The sequence below is a fragment of the Pseudobacter ginsenosidimutans genome (assembly GCF_007970185.1).
GTDB classification, from domain to species: domain Bacteria; phylum Bacteroidota; class Bacteroidia; order Chitinophagales; family Chitinophagaceae; genus Pseudobacter; species Pseudobacter ginsenosidimutans.
The window spans coordinates 5509454-5524600 of the sequence record NZ_CP042431.1 but is presented as its reverse complement, the minus strand read 5'-3'; the positions used below and the strand labels follow the sequence as shown (position 1 = coordinate 5524600).

The 15147-nt window shown below is 44.2% G+C and carries 18 protein-coding genes; 11 read left to right on the top strand and 7 right to left on the bottom strand.

What is annotated here, in order from left to right:
• Window position 1 precedes the first annotated feature (1 nt).
• The gene (gene lepB / locus FSB84_RS21695) at window positions 2-1507 is read right to left on the bottom strand and encodes a signal peptidase I (protein WP_130539967.1); all 1506 of its coding nucleotides are present in this window, start codon (window positions 1505-1507) and stop codon (window positions 2-4) included.
• 226 nt (window positions 1508-1733) lie between these two features.
• On the opposite strand from lepB, the gene FSB84_RS21690 reads away from it, so the two are divergent.
• A complete protein-coding gene (locus tag FSB84_RS21690) occupies window positions 1734-2609 on the top strand; it encodes a MerR family transcriptional regulator (RefSeq protein ID WP_130539966.1) in 876 nt (291 codons plus the stop codon).
• 30 nt (window positions 2610-2639) lie between these two features.
• On the opposite strand, the gene FSB84_RS31220 is transcribed toward FSB84_RS21690, so the two are convergent.
• From FSB84_RS31220 to FSB84_RS21680, 3 genes are all read right to left on the bottom strand, one after another.
• The gene (locus tag FSB84_RS31220) at window positions 2640-3011 is read right to left on the bottom strand and encodes a hypothetical protein (protein ID WP_207234207.1); all 372 of its coding nucleotides are present in this window, start codon (window positions 3009-3011) and stop codon (window positions 2640-2642) included.
• 50 nt (window positions 3012-3061) lie between these two features.
• Window positions 3062-3250, bottom strand: a complete 189-nt coding sequence (locus tag FSB84_RS31730) for a KilA-N domain-containing protein (protein ID WP_225980114.1) — start codon at window positions 3248-3250, stop codon at window positions 3062-3064.
• Window positions 3251-3347: 97 nt separating this feature from the next.
• The gene (locus tag FSB84_RS21680) at window positions 3348-4511 is read right to left on the bottom strand and encodes a sigma-54-dependent transcriptional regulator (RefSeq protein ID WP_130539965.1); all 1164 of its coding nucleotides are present in this window, start codon (window positions 4509-4511) and stop codon (window positions 3348-3350) included.
• Between the two features lie 75 nt (window positions 4512-4586).
• Here FSB84_RS21680 and FSB84_RS21675 point away from each other — a divergent pair, with 75 nt between their 5' ends.
• The 5 genes from FSB84_RS21675 to FSB84_RS21655 all read left to right on the top strand — a co-directional run bounded on the left by FSB84_RS21675 (window position 4587) and on the right by FSB84_RS21655 (window position 8159).
• The gene (locus FSB84_RS21675; RefSeq protein WP_130539964.1) at window positions 4587-5369 is read left to right on the top strand and encodes a DUF4846 domain-containing protein; all 783 of its coding nucleotides are present in this window, start codon (window positions 4587-4589) and stop codon (window positions 5367-5369) included.
• Between the two features lie 369 nt (window positions 5370-5738).
• Window positions 5739-6047 (top strand): hypothetical protein, encoded by a 309-nt coding sequence (locus FSB84_RS21670; protein WP_127129858.1) that lies wholly within the window; start codon window positions 5739-5741, stop codon window positions 6045-6047.
• Between the two features lie 221 nt (window positions 6048-6268).
• The gene (locus FSB84_RS21665) at window positions 6269-6853 is read left to right on the top strand and encodes a zeta toxin family protein (RefSeq protein WP_130539963.1); all 585 of its coding nucleotides are present in this window, start codon (window positions 6269-6271) and stop codon (window positions 6851-6853) included.
• Window positions 6843-7025, top strand: a complete 183-nt coding sequence (locus FSB84_RS21660) for a hypothetical protein (RefSeq protein ID WP_130539962.1) — start codon at window positions 6843-6845, stop codon at window positions 7023-7025. Before FSB84_RS21665 ends, FSB84_RS21660 begins: the two co-directional genes overlap by 11 nt.
• Before the next feature lie 246 nt (window positions 7026-7271).
• On the top strand, window positions 7272-8159 hold the full coding sequence (locus tag FSB84_RS21655; RefSeq protein WP_130539961.1) for a hypothetical protein: 888 nt from the start codon (window positions 7272-7274) through the stop codon (window positions 8157-8159).
• 558 nt (window positions 8160-8717) lie between these two features.
• On the opposite strand, the gene FSB84_RS21650 is transcribed toward FSB84_RS21655, so the two are convergent.
• The gene (locus FSB84_RS21650; protein ID WP_130539960.1) at window positions 8718-9146 is read right to left on the bottom strand and encodes a helix-turn-helix transcriptional regulator; all 429 of its coding nucleotides are present in this window, start codon (window positions 9144-9146) and stop codon (window positions 8718-8720) included.
• 209 nt (window positions 9147-9355) lie between these two features.
• On the opposite strand from FSB84_RS21650, the gene FSB84_RS21645 reads away from it, so the two are divergent.
• Together FSB84_RS21645 and FSB84_RS21640 are read left to right on the top strand one after the other, a co-directional pair.
• A complete protein-coding gene (locus FSB84_RS21645) occupies window positions 9356-9607 on the top strand; it encodes a hypothetical protein (RefSeq protein WP_130539959.1) in 252 nt (83 codons plus the stop codon).
• 6 nt (window positions 9608-9613) lie between these two features.
• Window positions 9614-10444, top strand: coding sequence for a HEPN domain-containing protein (locus FSB84_RS21640; protein ID WP_130539958.1), 831 nt, complete (start codon window positions 9614-9616; stop codon window positions 10442-10444).
• A gap of 4 nt (window positions 10445-10448) precedes the next feature.
• Here the strand turns inward: FSB84_RS21640 and FSB84_RS21635 are convergent, their stop codons facing one another.
• Together FSB84_RS21635 and FSB84_RS21630 are read right to left on the bottom strand one after the other, a co-directional pair.
• Window positions 10449-10649 carry a hypothetical protein gene (locus tag FSB84_RS21635; protein ID WP_130539957.1) on the bottom strand — a complete coding sequence of 67 codons (201 nt, stop codon included), beginning with the start codon at window positions 10647-10649 and terminating at the stop codon, window positions 10449-10451.
• A gap of 109 nt (window positions 10650-10758) precedes the next feature.
• Window positions 10759-11745: a pyruvate dehydrogenase complex E1 component subunit beta gene (locus tag FSB84_RS21630; protein WP_130539956.1), complete on the bottom strand. Its 987-nt coding sequence runs from the start codon at window positions 11743-11745 to the stop codon at window positions 10759-10761.
• Window positions 11746-11905: 160 nt separating this feature from the next.
• On the opposite strand from FSB84_RS21630, the gene FSB84_RS21625 reads away from it, so the two are divergent.
• Genes FSB84_RS21625 through FSB84_RS21615 form a run of 3 tightly spaced genes read left to right on the top strand, consistent with a single transcriptional unit; the run spans window position 11906 to window position 14792 of the window.
• The gene (locus FSB84_RS21625) at window positions 11906-13045 is read left to right on the top strand and encodes an acyltransferase family protein (protein WP_130539955.1); all 1140 of its coding nucleotides are present in this window, start codon (window positions 11906-11908) and stop codon (window positions 13043-13045) included.
• Window positions 13045-14067 carry a sensor histidine kinase gene (locus FSB84_RS21620; RefSeq protein WP_130539954.1) on the top strand — a complete coding sequence of 341 codons (1023 nt, stop codon included), beginning with the start codon at window positions 13045-13047 and terminating at the stop codon, window positions 14065-14067. Before FSB84_RS21625 ends, FSB84_RS21620 begins: the two co-directional genes overlap by 1 nt.
• A gap of 14 nt (window positions 14068-14081) precedes the next feature.
• Complete coding sequence (locus FSB84_RS21615; RefSeq protein ID WP_130539953.1) at window positions 14082-14792, top strand: LytR/AlgR family response regulator transcription factor; 711 nt, start codon at window positions 14082-14084, stop codon at window positions 14790-14792.
• Window positions 14793-15147: the final 355 nt, after the last annotated feature.

Genomic DNA, 15147 nt, shown 5'->3' with positions numbered 1-15147 from the left:
GTTAGTGGATCGTCTTGAACAGCCTGTTCCAGCGAACGCCTTTATCCCAGCTCATCCAGATCATCCATGCTTCACCTACCACATGGTCTTCGGGTACGTATCCCCAGTAGCGGCTGTCCTGTGATTTATGACGGTTGTCGCCCATCATCCAGAAATAATCCATCTTGAATGTATAGCTGGTAGCGGGCTCGCCGTTGATATAGATCTTTCCTCCCTGTTCTTCCCAGGTATTGCCTTCATACACGCTGATAGCGCGTTTGTACAGCACGATATTCTGAGGTGTGAGTTGAATGGTGGCGCCTTTCTTCGGGATCCAGAGCTTACCGAAATTATCAGCGCTCCAGGGGAACATGCCGGGATTGTTGGGGAAGATATCTTCCGATGCAGGCAGGATCTCCTTGTCGGCAGAAACGAATCCCGGGATCTTCTTCACGATCTCCAGCTCATTCAAAGTAAGATTGATGCGATAATCAAATCCGCCCAACGGCTGCAGGTCTGCATCGCCTTCGGCCATATTGAGCAGGATGCCCTGTTCACGAAGTGTTTCCGGCTCGATGATCACATTGTTGAAACGAACATGATAATAAGTAGCGGCAGTGGGACTTACAAAGCCGGGCTCATTGTTCACGTACAGAATTCCATTTTTCAGTTCGATGGTATCGCCTCCAATGGCCACACAGCGTTTGATATAGTTCTCGCGTTTGTCAACCGGACGTGTGATCACTGTGTTCTCGTTCCAAACCCTGTCGCGGCCCTGTTCTCTCACAAGATCATAATAAGGTATCCTCGAATCATATTCCACCGTAAGCGTATCACCGGCAGGGAAATTGAATACCACTACATCATTCCTCTTTACAGGACTGGAGAACCAGCGCGTATAAGGAAGATGGATAGCTTCTGAATAGGACTTGCCTCCCACTACCGGCATGGTATGATGTACAAATGGAAATGCCAGTGGTGTATTGGGAATACGCGGACCATAGCTCAGTTTGCTCACGAAGAGGAAATCATTCACCAGCAGGGTCTTTTCCATAGAGCCTGTAGGGATGGTATATGCTTCGAACACGAAAGTGCGGATCAGTGTGGCGGCCACGATGGCGAACACGGCAGCGTCCACCCATTCGCGCACAGCGCTCTTGCGATGCTTGCGGGCAGTTTCGTATCCCAGGTATTTTGTTTTATCACTGTAACCGATATACGGGAAATAGATGAAGGGCAACAATACGGCGGCGGCATGCTCCAGGAAACCATATTTACCAAACAGTTTCACAAATTCCACCAGTATCCAGATACTGATGAACCAACCGAGTACAGGAATGAATTGTATCCAGAACCAGTATTGTTTGTAACGGGCAGCTTTGAGCATTTCCCAGGTGTTGAGGAAGGGCACCCATGCTTTCCAGGAAGGGATACCTGCTTTCTCGAACAGTTTTGCCAACCCAATAGCGGGCAGCAGTACGATCAAAAGGGATATCAGGATAATAATGCTCAGATCATGTAAACTCATGCTGTCTTTGTTTATGAAGAATCTTACAAAATTACCACTCCGTGTAACGTTGACTGGAGGGTAAAAACCAATTATTTGCTAAAATAAGGCTATATCCTTGAACACCAAAGCCTGATTCTGAAGGTAATATTCCACCACTGGCCGCAGGTTTGCATAGTTTTCCCCAGGCAAACAGAATTTGCTCATTATCATTAGTTGTAATAAATTCCCACCCGTTACACATTATATGAATAATTTTTCCATCCGCGACATTGAGAACATGACGGGCATCAAGGCCCACACCCTCCGCATCTGGGAGCAAAGGCATAATATCTTCAATCCCAAAAGGAAGGAAAGCAAACACAGGTTCTATGATTGTGAGGACCTGAAGTATATCCTTCGTGTGGCCTATCTCTATAACAGGGGCATGAAGATCAGCCGGATCGCGGGTATGACCCAGGAAGAGATCCGTCAGCACGCACTGGAGCTGCGCCCGGACACTGAGAATTACGAGATCTACGTTAACCAGCTGACCGAGGCCGCGCTTGACTTTGACCAGCCCCGGTTTGAGAAAATATTGAATACAATCCTGCTGCATGCAGGTTTTGAGCGCGGCATGTTCAATGTGGTGTTTCCGTTGCTAAGTCAAATCGGGTTGCTCTGGCTGGCCGGCAAGGCGCATCCTTGCCAGGAACATTTCGCCAGTGCGCTTATCATTAAGAAGATCCATTTGGCTATAGATGGACTGGATTGCCCGGCACAATGCCATCCTGAAAGAAAAGTGTTACTGTTTACTCCCGAATTTGAATACCATGAGATCTCCATTCTTTTCATGCAGTATTTGCTAAAGAAACAAGGGGTTCCCACTGTGTACGTGGGCAGGAATGTATCACTGGAAGTGTTGGAAGTGATGAAGAACACACAGAAAGGGATCACACAGGTGTACTTCCACCTGGTGACCAACCTGATCCGTTGTGATCTGAAACAATATCTTCAGAAATTATCGACGCTGTTCTCCGGACAGCAGATCTATTTTTCTTCTTCCAGTTTGGTGCATCATATTCCGCATAATGTGAAATTGCTGAATGGGAAGGATGCGTTGCTGGCTTTTGCTACTATTTAGCGGGTAACAAAATTGAATAAATCATTAGCCTTATTCGTCCATATCTTTTTTGGGAGATTCTGATAAAAGATCTTTTAAGCTATTGTCAACATGGTTCTGATTAGAAAAAGGAGAAATATGTGGACTTTCAATAGGATAGGTGAAATTAATGTTACGTAATGATTTCAATTGAATTATTGCAAGTTCTCTAAGTTTCAAAATCCTCTCTTTGGGTGGTAGTCCTTGACGAATAAGATCAGCATTATGGCTTTCAAGGTTAGCCAGGACTGTTAGTTGAGGTACATCGGCAAAATCTCGAATATTTAAGCCTGACAATGCTTTTTCGGGATTACTTTTTTTCCACTCCTTAGATGTTGTGCCGAACATCGCCACATTTAATAGTTCTGCTTCATTTGCATACACGATGCCTTCCTGGTCCTTTGTAATATTTGCAATTGGGATGAGAACGTTCTTTATAGCGTCTGTTTGAATCCGATAGTTAACCTTGATAAAAACCTTCTAAAATCCCACTCACTGTTTAAGGTTTTAGCTTCTTGATCTTTCAGACGCTGAAATTCCTTAATCAAATACAATTTGAAAGCTGGACTGATCCAGGTGCCAAATTCAAATGCAATGTCTTTATGAGCATACGTCCCCCATATCTGCCCGCTTTCAACTAAAAAAATGCAAAGTTTGAACCTGTTGTGGCCCTTAACTGATAATTACTAGCAAAAAGATGGTTGACTAAAATCCTTGTTACTACTTCCTCGGTAGCACATATGCATAAACGTCTTCCGCAGTGATATTTTTGCCGGAGAGTATTATAAGCCGCTCCACCACATTACGCAGTTCGCGGATATTGCCCGTCCAGTTATGGGTTTTCAGCGCTTCCAGTGCTTCATTATCGATGGACTTTTTAGCGATGCCATAATCCGAGCAAACGTCTGCCAGGAATTTATCTACCAGTAACGGGATATCATCACGTCTATCATTGAGCGATGGAACATGGATGATGATCACACTGAGACGATGATAAAGATCGAGACGGAAATTCTTCTCGTCCACTTCGCGCAGCAGGTCTTTATTGGTAGCCGCAATAACGCGAACGTCCACACTGATATCTTTATCGCCGCCCACCCGGGTGATCTTGCCTTCCTGGAGCGCGCGCAGCACTTTGGCCTGTGCATTCAGGCTCATATCGCCGATCTCATCCAGGAAGAGTGTACCGCCATGGGCAGATTCAAATTTGCCGATCCTTTGTTTAACAGCGGAGGTGAAGGAACCTTTTTCATGACCGAAGAGCTCGCTCTCGATCAGTTCGCTGGGAATGGCCGCGCAATTCACTTCAATGAGCGGGCCGGCAGCGCGGTTGCTTTTCTCATGCACCCAGCGGGCCACCAGCTCCTTACCTACTCCGTTTTCACCCATTACGAGGATACGGGCATCGGTAGGCGCCACTTTATCGATGGTTTCTTTGATACGAAGGATGGGGCCGGACTCACCGATCATTTCTTCCACTTTGCTCACTTTGCGTTTGAGCACTTTTGTTTCCGCAACCAGGTTGGTTTTATCGGTAGCGTTGCGGATAGTGATCAGCAGTCTGTTGAGGTCTGGTGGTTTGGCGATATAATCATAGGCGCCTTTCTTTACTGCTTCCACAGCCGTTTCGATGGTACCGTGACCGGAGATCATGATCACCGGAACATCGGGATTCACTTCACGGGCTTTGTCCAGGAACTCGATGCCGTCCAGTTTGGGCATCTTGATATCACAAAGCACCACATCAAAGGTTCTTTCCTTGAACTTCTTCAATCCTTCTTCTCCGTCACTTGCTTCCTCGATCTTGTAGCCTTCATAAGAAAGGATTTCGGAGAGGGTTTTGCGGATCGCTTTTTCGTCGTCGATGATTAAAATATTTGACATAATAATTAACAGGTTATTGCTGTGGAATAATGCCGGTTGATGATCCTTCAGGTTGAGTAAAAATAACAAACCTCCATGAAGCACAAGCTCTTCTTACTATCAATTATTTTGCCGGTTTTAAGCAGTTGTCAGGAAGCAGCTTCCACCGCCGGCCGACAATCAGGAAAGACTTCGTCAAAGTCAGTCCCCACACGGGTTTCAGAGATCCCGCCGCCGGAAGGCTGCAGGCGCTACAATGGAACCGATACCGGCTTCGCCACCTGGCTCCGAAATGTTTCCCTCAAAAAAGATAATGCCGTTTACCTCTACAACGGTCAGCTCAAAGGCAACCAGGATGCCCAATATGCAGTGCTGGACATTCCCGTTGGCCATAAAGACCTTCAGCAATGCGCCGATGCCGTAATGCGCCTCCGCGCCTCCTGGTTGTTTAGCCAGGGGCGGTACGATGAGATCAGATTCGCGGACAATAATGGAAGGATGTATGTTTGTCCACCTTCCCCCGATTCCTCCGCATTTGAACGCTACCTGCAAACGGTCTACTCCTGGTGCGGCACCATTTCACTGGCACAGCAATTGCGAACTGTACATTGGTTCAACGACATTCAACCCGGCGACGTGTTGATCCGCGGCGGGTCTCCCGGCCATGCAGTGATAGTAATGGACGTGGTAGTTAACAACAATAATATGAACGAAAAATACTATATGCTGGCCCAGAGCTATATGCCTGCTCAAAGCATTCATATATTGAAGAATTACGCCAATAAAGATGGTAGTCCCTGGTATGATGTTCAACAGGCTAACAGGCTCATTTCCACGCCGGAATGGGGTTTTTATAAAGATGAGCTGAAAAGATGGTAACCGTAAAAAAACAACAATAAGATAGTAAAACTCCCTTGCATAAACGAAGCGGTAATAGTATTTTAGAGCTGTTACAGAATCAAGATCCTTTGAAAACAATTATTAACCCCAAAATGTCCTTATGAAGGCTACCCATTTGAACCTTCAACCGCAGCCAAGAGTTGGCAAGGTTGTAATGCGATTAACAATATTAGGCGGATTAGTACTCGGATGCATCTATGCATTCCTTCTACTGTGTTCTACCGCTTTTAAGATCTTAGAATAGTCGATCTGACATATCAGCAAGCAAACATGCCGGGTTGCGTAGAAGCGCCGGCATGTTTTTGTTTTTATACGTTTTTTCATTAACACAACACCCGGATCAATCCCATGTTAAACCCACAGTACAAATTGTACATCAATGATGTTTGGCTCGAAAGCCTTTGGCCTGACGATTACTACAATAACAAGAAAGTCTATTTTTCTACCGGAGCAAGAAGGTTCTTTACTGTTTACCAGGTGTTGAGAACTGGTGATTTCACACTTACGATTGTGGACGATGTAACGCATGAGCGAACGATCATCAAAACTGCTGAAGCGTTCAAAGAATGGGTGACTCCGAGGTATCCTAATTTTGTGCCTTGCCTGGATTCTGTGGAATGGGGCGATCCGGTGGATAGCAGGCTGCAGCCTAATTAATTGACTCCTCGCATTGTAAAAATGAGACTGGGAAACATACCGCCGCAGGAGAATATGAATTTGACTGTGGATGGAAAGATGGGACAGAAGATCTTTTTTCAGCTGTTTCGCTTATGTTTCCGAGGCCTCATTTTTACAAATGCTCGTCGCAGGGGCACTCTGATTTAATAATACTTACTCGGTAACATAATGGGATTAAGAATAAAGGCATAAATTGAAGAATGCCCAATCTATACATAATAGCAGGATGCAATGGTGCTGGGAAAACGACGGCAAGCTATACCATACTCCCGGAAATTCTCAACTGCAAAGAATTTGTAAATGCGGATAGTATCGCTGCAGGCCTATCCCCTTTTAATCCCGAAAGCGTTTCGTTCGAATCAGGCAGAATTATGCTTCATCGAATAAATCAATTAATTGATGAGAGAATTGATTTCGCATTTGAGACTACATTAGCAACCAGAAGCTATACCTCATTTATTAAAAGAGCTCAAGCAAATGGGTATGAGGTAACTTTGCTGTTTTTTTGGCTACACTCTCCGGAATTAGCAACTGAAAGAGTTGCTGAGCGAGTGAGGAAGGGAGGGCATAACATTCCCGTCGATGTAATTAAACGAAGATACTATCGTGGAATATTTAATCTTCTCAATCTTTATATCCCAATTTGCAACAACTGGATAGTTGTCAATAATGTATATATTCAGCCTGTTATGATAGCTCAGGGAGGCTTCCTCACCGAAACTATGATCGAAAAAGCCGATATTTGGGAAGTAATTCGAATTCAAAGCAAGCAACATGGAAAATAAACCTGCTAATTTTGCCGAACTATCAGAAAAGCTTTTACAAGGAATTGGAAAAGCTTTGCGTAAACTTGTTGAAACCAGCGCAGCTAATGGTGAGTCTCTAGTTATTGGGGATAAGGATGGTAATATCAAAAGAATCCCAGCAAAGGACTTATTGGAGACACTACAGAAATAACTTTATGAAAGTGCCAATGCCTTGCTAATAATTTCTGTTCAAATGCTCAACAATTAAAGTCCCTCTTTTTTGATATTGGGCATAATAATATTCAGGATATTATTAATGTTTTAGCCCCCTATTGCTGAAGATCTGCTCTTTTTACCGTATATCGTTACTGGATAATCTCTGAGATACTCATACTAACTTCCCCTCACTCCCGACCACTAAAAATCATTACTGATTAAACTGTAAAACCATTTCGTTATGGCTAAACAAACAGGACAATTCCCTTTCACGGGAAGGATCGGAAATGTGATCGGATATAAGCGCAATGGCGTTCATTTCATACGGAGCATGCCCGATGAAGTACAACAGACCATTGCCACCAGAAAGGCCGCAAAAAATTTCGGTATTGCCAGTAGTAAAGGCAGCCTGGTCCGAAGAGCATTTGCGCAGCATCTGGATGTTTACGGAGACAGGGGACGCGTGAACCGGCTCAACAAAACTCTGATCGAATCAGAAATACAGGGCTTGCAGGGCTACCAGTTCAACCAGTTTACCAGTATCCGCAAATTCTTCAGGACTGCTCCTGTCCTGGATGAAAACAACAACCTTCATATTCCTGCGCAAACATTGCCTGGGTTTTCGATAAAAGCGGCCAGCCTGGAGGTTAAGCTCATCGCTGTGAAAATCGATTTTACCACACGGCGGGTAATAGACTCCGTTAGTACCGTGGCTATTATCAACCTTGATCTGCCATTTACCGGCTTGAATATGGAAGCGCAGGTAAATGGCAATGGAACTCTCATGATGACTTTACAGGTCAGATTGATCCATAGTGATCTTCCCGCCAAAGAAAGGCGTGATCCAAAAGCACCGGCAAATTCAAGCTGGTTCACGAAAGACAGACGGTATTTTGCCGCTGACCTGATTGCGGTATTAACTCCTGTAACACAACAGGCCGGAACAAAGTATAAAAAGAAGCTTGCCAGACCCTGGCCAGGTAAGCATCGCCCGATGCTGTTGAATAAGAGAGAACCGCTGCAACATACTTCCAATAATTTCAACCGAAAGGTTACTATCGATCCGATCGTATATGTCAACTGGTCTGCCGCTTCTCATATTGCAGGTACTTTAGAGCAACTGGAATAGGTAAACGCTTCGGAAAAGATTTTTTTTATTGAATCTGGTATCGAAACTTACTTCCGGGACATTCTTCCCTAAGCCTTCTATTGCCGATGCGACAGGATTATTGCATTATCCTACACTTCTTCACTTCCATTTCAATCCTAACGCACATTTTCTTGCTAAATCACACTACCATCTTGCAACAATCTCTTATTTATCAGCTCCCCATCTTCATTTTATTGCTATCCATTTCCCCTTCATTACAATTTCTGATCAAGTCCACCTGATCTCTACGTGTTTCCTTAGATTATCCTGACAGTAAGTAATATATACTCCCAGTAACACCGCAGAAATATACACTGTAAGGTAGTGAGAGATTAGAATGACAGTAGAATGATCGACGTATGAAGTTGGTAATAACTTGTAGTGCGGGTATAGTGCTGTCAAATGAGATTCCAAGTGTCTGGAAAAAATGAGATTCCTGTGGTGGTTGTTATCGAGGCCAAATTTTACTTTCTACTCTGATCCTCCTGTCCCATCCTTAAGAAAGAAAAAGCCGTCCACGTGGACGGCTCAATTTTTTTATTTCATTTCTCCTCTAAGTTTTGCAAGTTCTGCTTTGAGGGCTTCAGTTTCACTCTTCCATTCTTTCTTTTCTTTCTCGAAAAATTCCAGGAGTTTATCTAACGGATAGATTGTTTGATTGACTGTATGGGCTGCATTTGAGTTATCCTTGAACGTGCAACTAATAATATTAATAGCTGCATTCCAATCCATAGATTTTATAACCTCAGGATCTACTCTTAATATCTCTGCAATCTGCCTCAACAACTCATCATCTTCTATCGTTTCCTTATTCTCCAGATCAGAAACAAATTGCTGGCTCACTGCCTTACCTCTCTTAACCTCCAGCTCTGCGGCAACATCACCCTGACTTTTCTCACGAATAAGCCTGAACTTCTGAATGTTTTGGCCCATATGAACCGGGCGTTTGGCGAAGGATTGTTCCATGATTAATTTTCTATTAGAACAAATATATTAAATCCAATCGAATTATGACTGTGGATTAACATCGGGAAAACGGCTACACAATAGCGTCAGGCAAATCTTTTTTTATCCGTAAACTACGGCAGTCCGGCGGTAGGTTACGGCTTTCATGCACCGTTTCTTTGTTGGAGAAAATCAATTATCTCCTTTCATTCACTTCAAAATCTCTCTGCATGAAATCTACTACAAACACGGCTCCTCTATTGCCAAACAACGAAACGCTCTCCGAATCTCTTCTTCAGATCCAAAAATTCTTCAACGGCGATTCCATCGAAAAGATCCGCATTGACCTTGAACAGCTCCGTGATACAACGATTACCGAATCTTATGGCGAATTAGACAAAGAAGACAAATGGCTGCTTATAGAATTTCTCCGTCGAATTGCTGGTTTAGTAGAAGCTGCGCATTTACTAACCACAAAATAAGCGAAGATGAATTTGAATCCAATCTTAGAAACAATCCTCAGTAAAATTGTCAATACTATATCTCCTGATAAAATTATTGTATTAGGTTATATCGATAAGCACAGAAAAAGATTCTCAATTTTCGATCATTCATTCAGTGAAATAAATGATCCGGAAGATATGAACCTGCTAGTAATTGCAGACTGCAGCAATATTGATCGCAACAATGTATTGGATATGCTTGAACAACGATGTAAAACATTATGCCGACTCGCAATCATATGGGTATCTCCTGCTGCATTCAACAATCAACTTGAACAAAATACTCCTTTTGCAATCCGCGCCCTTCAATCCGGCACAATCCTTTATCAAAAATGGCAACCGGCTGACCATATCCAAACCGCCATCAATAAAAAAACGGAAACACAAGCAGACAAATCGGAACTCTTCCCCTGGTACGAAAGATCGCAAATATTCAGCCAAATGGCAGGTGTACAATTTCGATTCGGCAATTTTGGGATGGCTGCCTTTTGTATACATCAGGCAGTAGAGCAATTACTGATCATGCTGTTTGCGAATATCACAGGATTCAGGTATGGGTTGCATAATCTGGACAGAATGCTATGTATACTTCGCTTTCATAATGACGAAGCCGCCAGTGTGTTTTCGAAAGAAACTTCACAGGAAAGGGATCGGTTATTATTACTGAGAAAGACCTATATCTCCTATCGATACCATTCGGACATAATAATTGGTAAAGATGATATCAATTATTACTTTTCTGAGCTTAATAAACTCCAGCAAATGGCTGATCAGGTATTCTACTTCAGAGAAGTCCAAAAAACTGAGACCTATTAATTGTTCATTCGGACAAGCGTCTTTTCCTTAATTCCTCAATTGACGCATTTAATTGGTCCTGGGTATATCCTTTCTCCTTTCCAGCAGCCCAGGCATCATATCTGGTGCGTATTTCCTTTACAATCGTTTTATCCTTCCACCATTCGAATTCTGCTATGAGCCCATCTTCCATTTTCAAAAAAGTCCCTTTCCCTGATGTTTTCATAATTCTCAATTTAGATAAATTTAAGGGTAAAAACAGGGATATCCAATCGCTTCCTAAAAACAAAAAATCCCGGATATGATCCGGGATTTTCTATTAATATTCTTCTCTTTTACTTCTTCATATACATCACTTCCTGAACCAGCTTCACTGTACGTGGCACATCAGGCAATGCAGCTGCCACCAGGTTTGGTGCGTAGTGCAGCGGAGCATCAGCAGCTGTGATCCTACGGATCGGAGCATCCAGATAATCAAATCCTTCTTTCTGGATCCGATAAGCGATCTCGGCAGAAACACCGCACATAGGCCATTGCTCTTCCACGATCACCAGGCGATTGGTTTTCTTCACGCTCTCGAGGATCGTGTACCAGTCCAGCGGACGGATGGTGCGAAGATCTATCACCTCAGCACTGATGCCTTCTTTTTCCAGTTCGGCAGCAGCACCCAGGGCAACCTTCATCATTTTATTGAAGCTAACGATGGTAACATCGGTGCCTGGTCTTTTGATGTCGGCCTTTCCGATCTCGATGATATACTCTTCTTCAGGAACTTCACCTTTCTCTCCGTACATCACTTCACTTTCCATGAACACTACGGGATCATTGTCGCGGATAGCTGCTTTCAGCAAGCCTTTCGCGTCATATGGATTGGAGGGAGAGATCACTTTGATGCCCGGGATATTGGCATAATAGCTTTCGAAAGCTGTAGAGTGCTGAGCGCCGAGCTGTCCGGCAGAACCATTGGCTCCGCGGAATACGATCGGACAACTGATCTGACCGCCACTCATCGCCAGCATCTTGGATGCTGTATTCAGGATCTGGTCCATTGCCAGAACAGCGAAGTTCCAGGTCATGAACTCTACAATGGGGCGAAGCCCGTTCTGGGCAGCGCCTACTGCAATACCTGTAAAGCCCAATTCTGCAATCGGGGTATCGATAATGCGCTTGGGGCCGAATTCATCCAGCATGCCCTGGCTTACTTTGTATGCACCGTTGTATTCAGCAACTTCCTCTCCCATCAGAAACACATTCTGATCTTTTCTCATCTCTTCGCTCATTGCTTCCCGCAGTGCATCACGAAATGCTATTATTCTTGCCATCCGGTTTTATGGTTTTAAAGAGGGGCAAAATTACTGGTCATGTGTCAGATAAACAAATCGTACACAATACATTTTCCTGTTGTCAGCTCAAACCGTCCTGTCGTCAAACGCATTTTACCCCTCCCCGGCCCGGGATTAAGTTTGCTGAAACAACCAATGTATGCAAACACAAACCGCCCGTCAGGCTTATCTGGACTGGCTCCGGATCCTCGCCATCCTCGGTGTTCTCTTCTTCCATTCCGCCATGCCCTACGTGGCTGAATGGGGTTGGCACCTCAAGAATAACCAGACCAGTAACTTGCTGATGGAATTTAATTTCTGGCTCAGCAGGTTCAGAATGCCCCTTCTTTTCTTCATTTCAGGCACCGTAACCTGGTTCATGCTCCAGAAACGAAACGGAACGGCCTTTATCGGCCTCCGTTTCCGCAGGCTGTTCATTCCCCTGCTGGCCGGTACGCTCCTGATTGTGCCACCCCAGGTGTACCTGGAGAGGGTTTCGCAGGGCTATACCGGTAGCTACCGGGACTTCTACCCTTCTGTTTTCAAATTCCAGCCCTATCCCAATGGCAATTTCAGCTGGCACCATCTCTGGTTCATCGCCTATCTCTTCGTTTATGATGTGATCTTTGCGCCACTCTTCAGCTGGATGGTGCGCAACCACCAGCGGCCGGGATTGACAAAACTGTTCAACTGGTTGTCCACCGGATGGAATATTTACCTGCTGGCCATTCCCGGTGTTCTGATTTACACTTTTTTCGCCTGGGATAATCCTGCCACCAACGATCTGATCCACGATTACTGTTATTTCTTCTACTGGCTCTTCTTCCTGCTCACCGGATTCATCTGCATTTGCTATCCCGGTCTGATGAACAGCCTGGAACGCAATCGGCGTATTTCACTGGCTGTTGGCATCGCCAGCATTCTTTTTATCAATTACTGGAGATGGAATGGTTTGGAAGATGGGATCCATACCAAATTTTATACTGCCGTGTATCCGGTAATGGCCTATGCCTGGGTTTTCTCGCTGGTAGGATATGGAAAACGATACCTTAATCGTCCGCACCGCAGCCTGAATTATCTCAATCAAATGGTGTATCCTTTTTATATCTTGCACCAGACCGTGATCGTGATCCTTACATTTTACGTGATCCGCACCACAGATACGATCCTGATGAAATACCTGTTCACTGTTTTGCTGACATTCTTCATTAGTATAATTTTAATTCATGTATTCATCCGGCCATTTGGATTGAGCAGATGGCTGTTCGGGATGAAAGCCGGTAACCTAAAACAACAATAATGAAATGGTTCTGGAGATATGCATTCCCGGTAGTGTTCGGCCTGCTGATCTATTTTTCCATCCGGGTGGTTACCGATACCAATGATGGAACGAAGTTCTGGTTAAGGCCCTGGAAACAAAACGCCATCGAGATCGTCTGCGTGGTAATTATCACCTGTATCACTCTTCCATTTTTACATAAACTGGTTCAGCAATTCAGTAAAAGAACATCGGTGTTCAATATCGGTAATGTGATGCGCGAGTTCTTCATTATTCTGCTGGTTGCCCTGCTGAGTATGAATCCCATGCTGTTCTTCATTCATTACCTCATCGAAGACCCTGTAACCTTGAGTGATTTCAGCATCGCCAATGTAGTAGTGGCCCTGTATATCCTTTTATATTATTCCATCGCGCGGGGAAACAATTTTGTGCAGGCCTATATCGATCAGCAATTAAAACTCGAACGCATCACCAACGACCAGTTGCAGACAGAATTGAAATTCCTGAAAGCACAATACCATCCGCATTTCCTTTTCAATGCACTTAACACCATCTATTTCCAGATGGATGAAGACCTGCCCGGCGCCAAGCGAAGCATTGAACAGTTCAGCGGATTGCTGCGCTATCAATTGTATGATCAGCAACAGACCGTAACTATCAGCAAAGAGCTAGGTTACCTGCAGCAATTTATCGATTTACAAAAAATACGGAGCTCGGAAAAGCTGCAACTATCCGTTAATTTTGATCCGGGTCTGCAACAGCAGCAGCTCTACCCGCTCCTGCTTTTGCCATTGGTGGAGAATGCTTTCAAATATGCAGGCGGCAGCTGGACCATTGATATCAATGCAACACTGGAGAATGATCACCTGGAATTTACTGTTGCCAACGCAGTTCCATCGGAGGTTCCGCAACACAGCGCCAGTGGCATCGGACTGGAAAATGTAAAAAGAAGATTAGACCTGTTGTATCCCGGCAATGCAAAATTAGATGTAAAAAGAGAAAACGATACATTCATCGCGAAGCTGATCATACCACTTCATTAACCGATATATCGACTATGACAACACCAATCAGGTGCATCATTACAGACGACGAACCCATGGCCCGAAAGGGCCTGCAGGGTTATATCGAAAAAACAGGATTCCTCACGCTCACCGGCGTTTGTGAAGATGCCCTGCAATTGAACCAGCTGCTCAAAACACAAAGCGCCGATCTGTTGTTCCTCGATATTGAAATGCCTTATTTATCAGGTATCGATTTTCTGAAGAATGCCATAAACCCGCCACGCGTGATCTTCACCACTGCCTATGACCAGTATGCGCTGAGTGGTTATGAGCTGGATGTGCTGGACTACCTGTGGAAACCGATCGCGTTTGAACGTTTCCTCAAAGCTGCCAACAAGGCTTACGATTATTTCCGCCTGCAGCAATCAGAAGGAAAACAGGATTATCTTTTTGTAAAAGTCGATAACCGGCTGGAGAAACTTTTCTTTGCTGAGATTTTGTTTGCTGAAGCGATGGAAAATTATGTGCGCATTTATACAGAAAGCCGTAAACTCATCATTCACTCAACAATGAGATCTTTGCTGGATAGTTTGCCTGCTGTCAATTTCATTCAACCTCACAAATCATATATTATCAACCTTGATGCCATTCGCGCTATCGAAGGCAATGTACTGCATATACGGGAGTACCAGGTGCCGGTATCGAAATACCTGCGCGAAGCAGTGATGGAAAAGATCATCAATAACCGCCTGCTGAAAAAATGAACTTCCGTTTCTTCCCTACCAATCACATAAGAAAGTACACAAAAGGAAAATGATAAAACAGGACAGTCGTCTGTTGACGCATACACGTGCCTGGTTGATTAAGTTTTCCTTACTGTAGCAAGTAGCCTACATTTAAGTAAGTGCATGAGGAAAACTGTTCTGATATTAAAAAAAGAACAATTCCGTGGTAGCACGAATTAACAATACAGTCAGTTTTTTACCAGGCGGATATTTCCATATCCGCCTCTTCATTTATGGGAATGGGGCGGTCGATTCCTGTGGGGATTATTCCTAACGAATTGGAAATCTTATATCTTTGTATTATCAGTAATACTGGTATCAGATTTGTATTCGT

What these genes read in the sequence shown, in the direction of transcription:
- FSB84_RS21690 (WP_130539966.1), top strand. Translation starts at nt 1,734, where the DNA reads ATGAATAATTTTTCCATCCGCGACATTGAGAACATGACGGGCATCAAG.
- FSB84_RS21625 (WP_130539955.1), top strand. Translation starts at nt 11,906, where the DNA reads ATGCAAACACAAACCGCCCGTCAGGCTTATCTGGACTGGCTCCGGATC.
- FSB84_RS21675 (WP_130539964.1), top strand. Translation starts at nt 4,587, where the DNA reads ATGAAGCACAAGCTCTTCTTACTATCAATTATTTTGCCGGTTTTAAGC.
- FSB84_RS21655 (WP_130539961.1), top strand. Translation starts at nt 7,272, where the DNA reads ATGGCTAAACAAACAGGACAATTCCCTTTCACGGGAAGGATCGGAAAT.
- FSB84_RS21635 (WP_130539957.1), bottom strand. Translation starts at nt 10,649, where the DNA reads ATGAAAACATCAGGGAAAGGGACTTTTTTGAAAATGGAAGATGGGCTC.
- FSB84_RS21615 (WP_130539953.1), top strand. Translation starts at nt 14,082, where the DNA reads ATGACAACACCAATCAGGTGCATCATTACAGACGACGAACCCATGGCC.
- FSB84_RS21645 (WP_130539959.1), top strand. Translation starts at nt 9,356, where the DNA reads ATGAAATCTACTACAAACACGGCTCCTCTATTGCCAAACAACGAAACG.
- FSB84_RS21630 (WP_130539956.1), bottom strand. Translation starts at nt 11,745, where the DNA reads ATGGCAAGAATAATAGCATTTCGTGATGCACTGCGGGAAGCAATGAGC.
- FSB84_RS21640 (WP_130539958.1), top strand. Translation starts at nt 9,614, where the DNA reads ATGAATTTGAATCCAATCTTAGAAACAATCCTCAGTAAAATTGTCAAT.
- FSB84_RS21665 (WP_130539963.1), top strand. Translation starts at nt 6,269, where the DNA reads ATGCCCAATCTATACATAATAGCAGGATGCAATGGTGCTGGGAAAACG.
- FSB84_RS21660 (WP_130539962.1), top strand. Translation starts at nt 6,843, where the DNA reads ATGGAAAATAAACCTGCTAATTTTGCCGAACTATCAGAAAAGCTTTTA.
- FSB84_RS21650 (WP_130539960.1), bottom strand. Translation starts at nt 9,146, where the DNA reads ATGGAACAATCCTTCGCCAAACGCCCGGTTCATATGGGCCAAAACATT.
- FSB84_RS21620 (WP_130539954.1), top strand. Translation starts at nt 13,045, where the DNA reads ATGAAATGGTTCTGGAGATATGCATTCCCGGTAGTGTTCGGCCTGCTG.
- FSB84_RS21670 (WP_127129858.1), top strand. Translation starts at nt 5,739, where the DNA reads ATGTTAAACCCACAGTACAAATTGTACATCAATGATGTTTGGCTCGAA.
- lepB (WP_130539967.1), bottom strand. Translation starts at nt 1,507, where the DNA reads ATGAGTTTACATGATCTGAGCATTATTATCCTGATATCCCTTTTGATC.
- FSB84_RS21680 (WP_130539965.1), bottom strand. Translation starts at nt 4,511, where the DNA reads ATGTCAAATATTTTAATCATCGACGACGAAAAAGCGATCCGCAAAACC.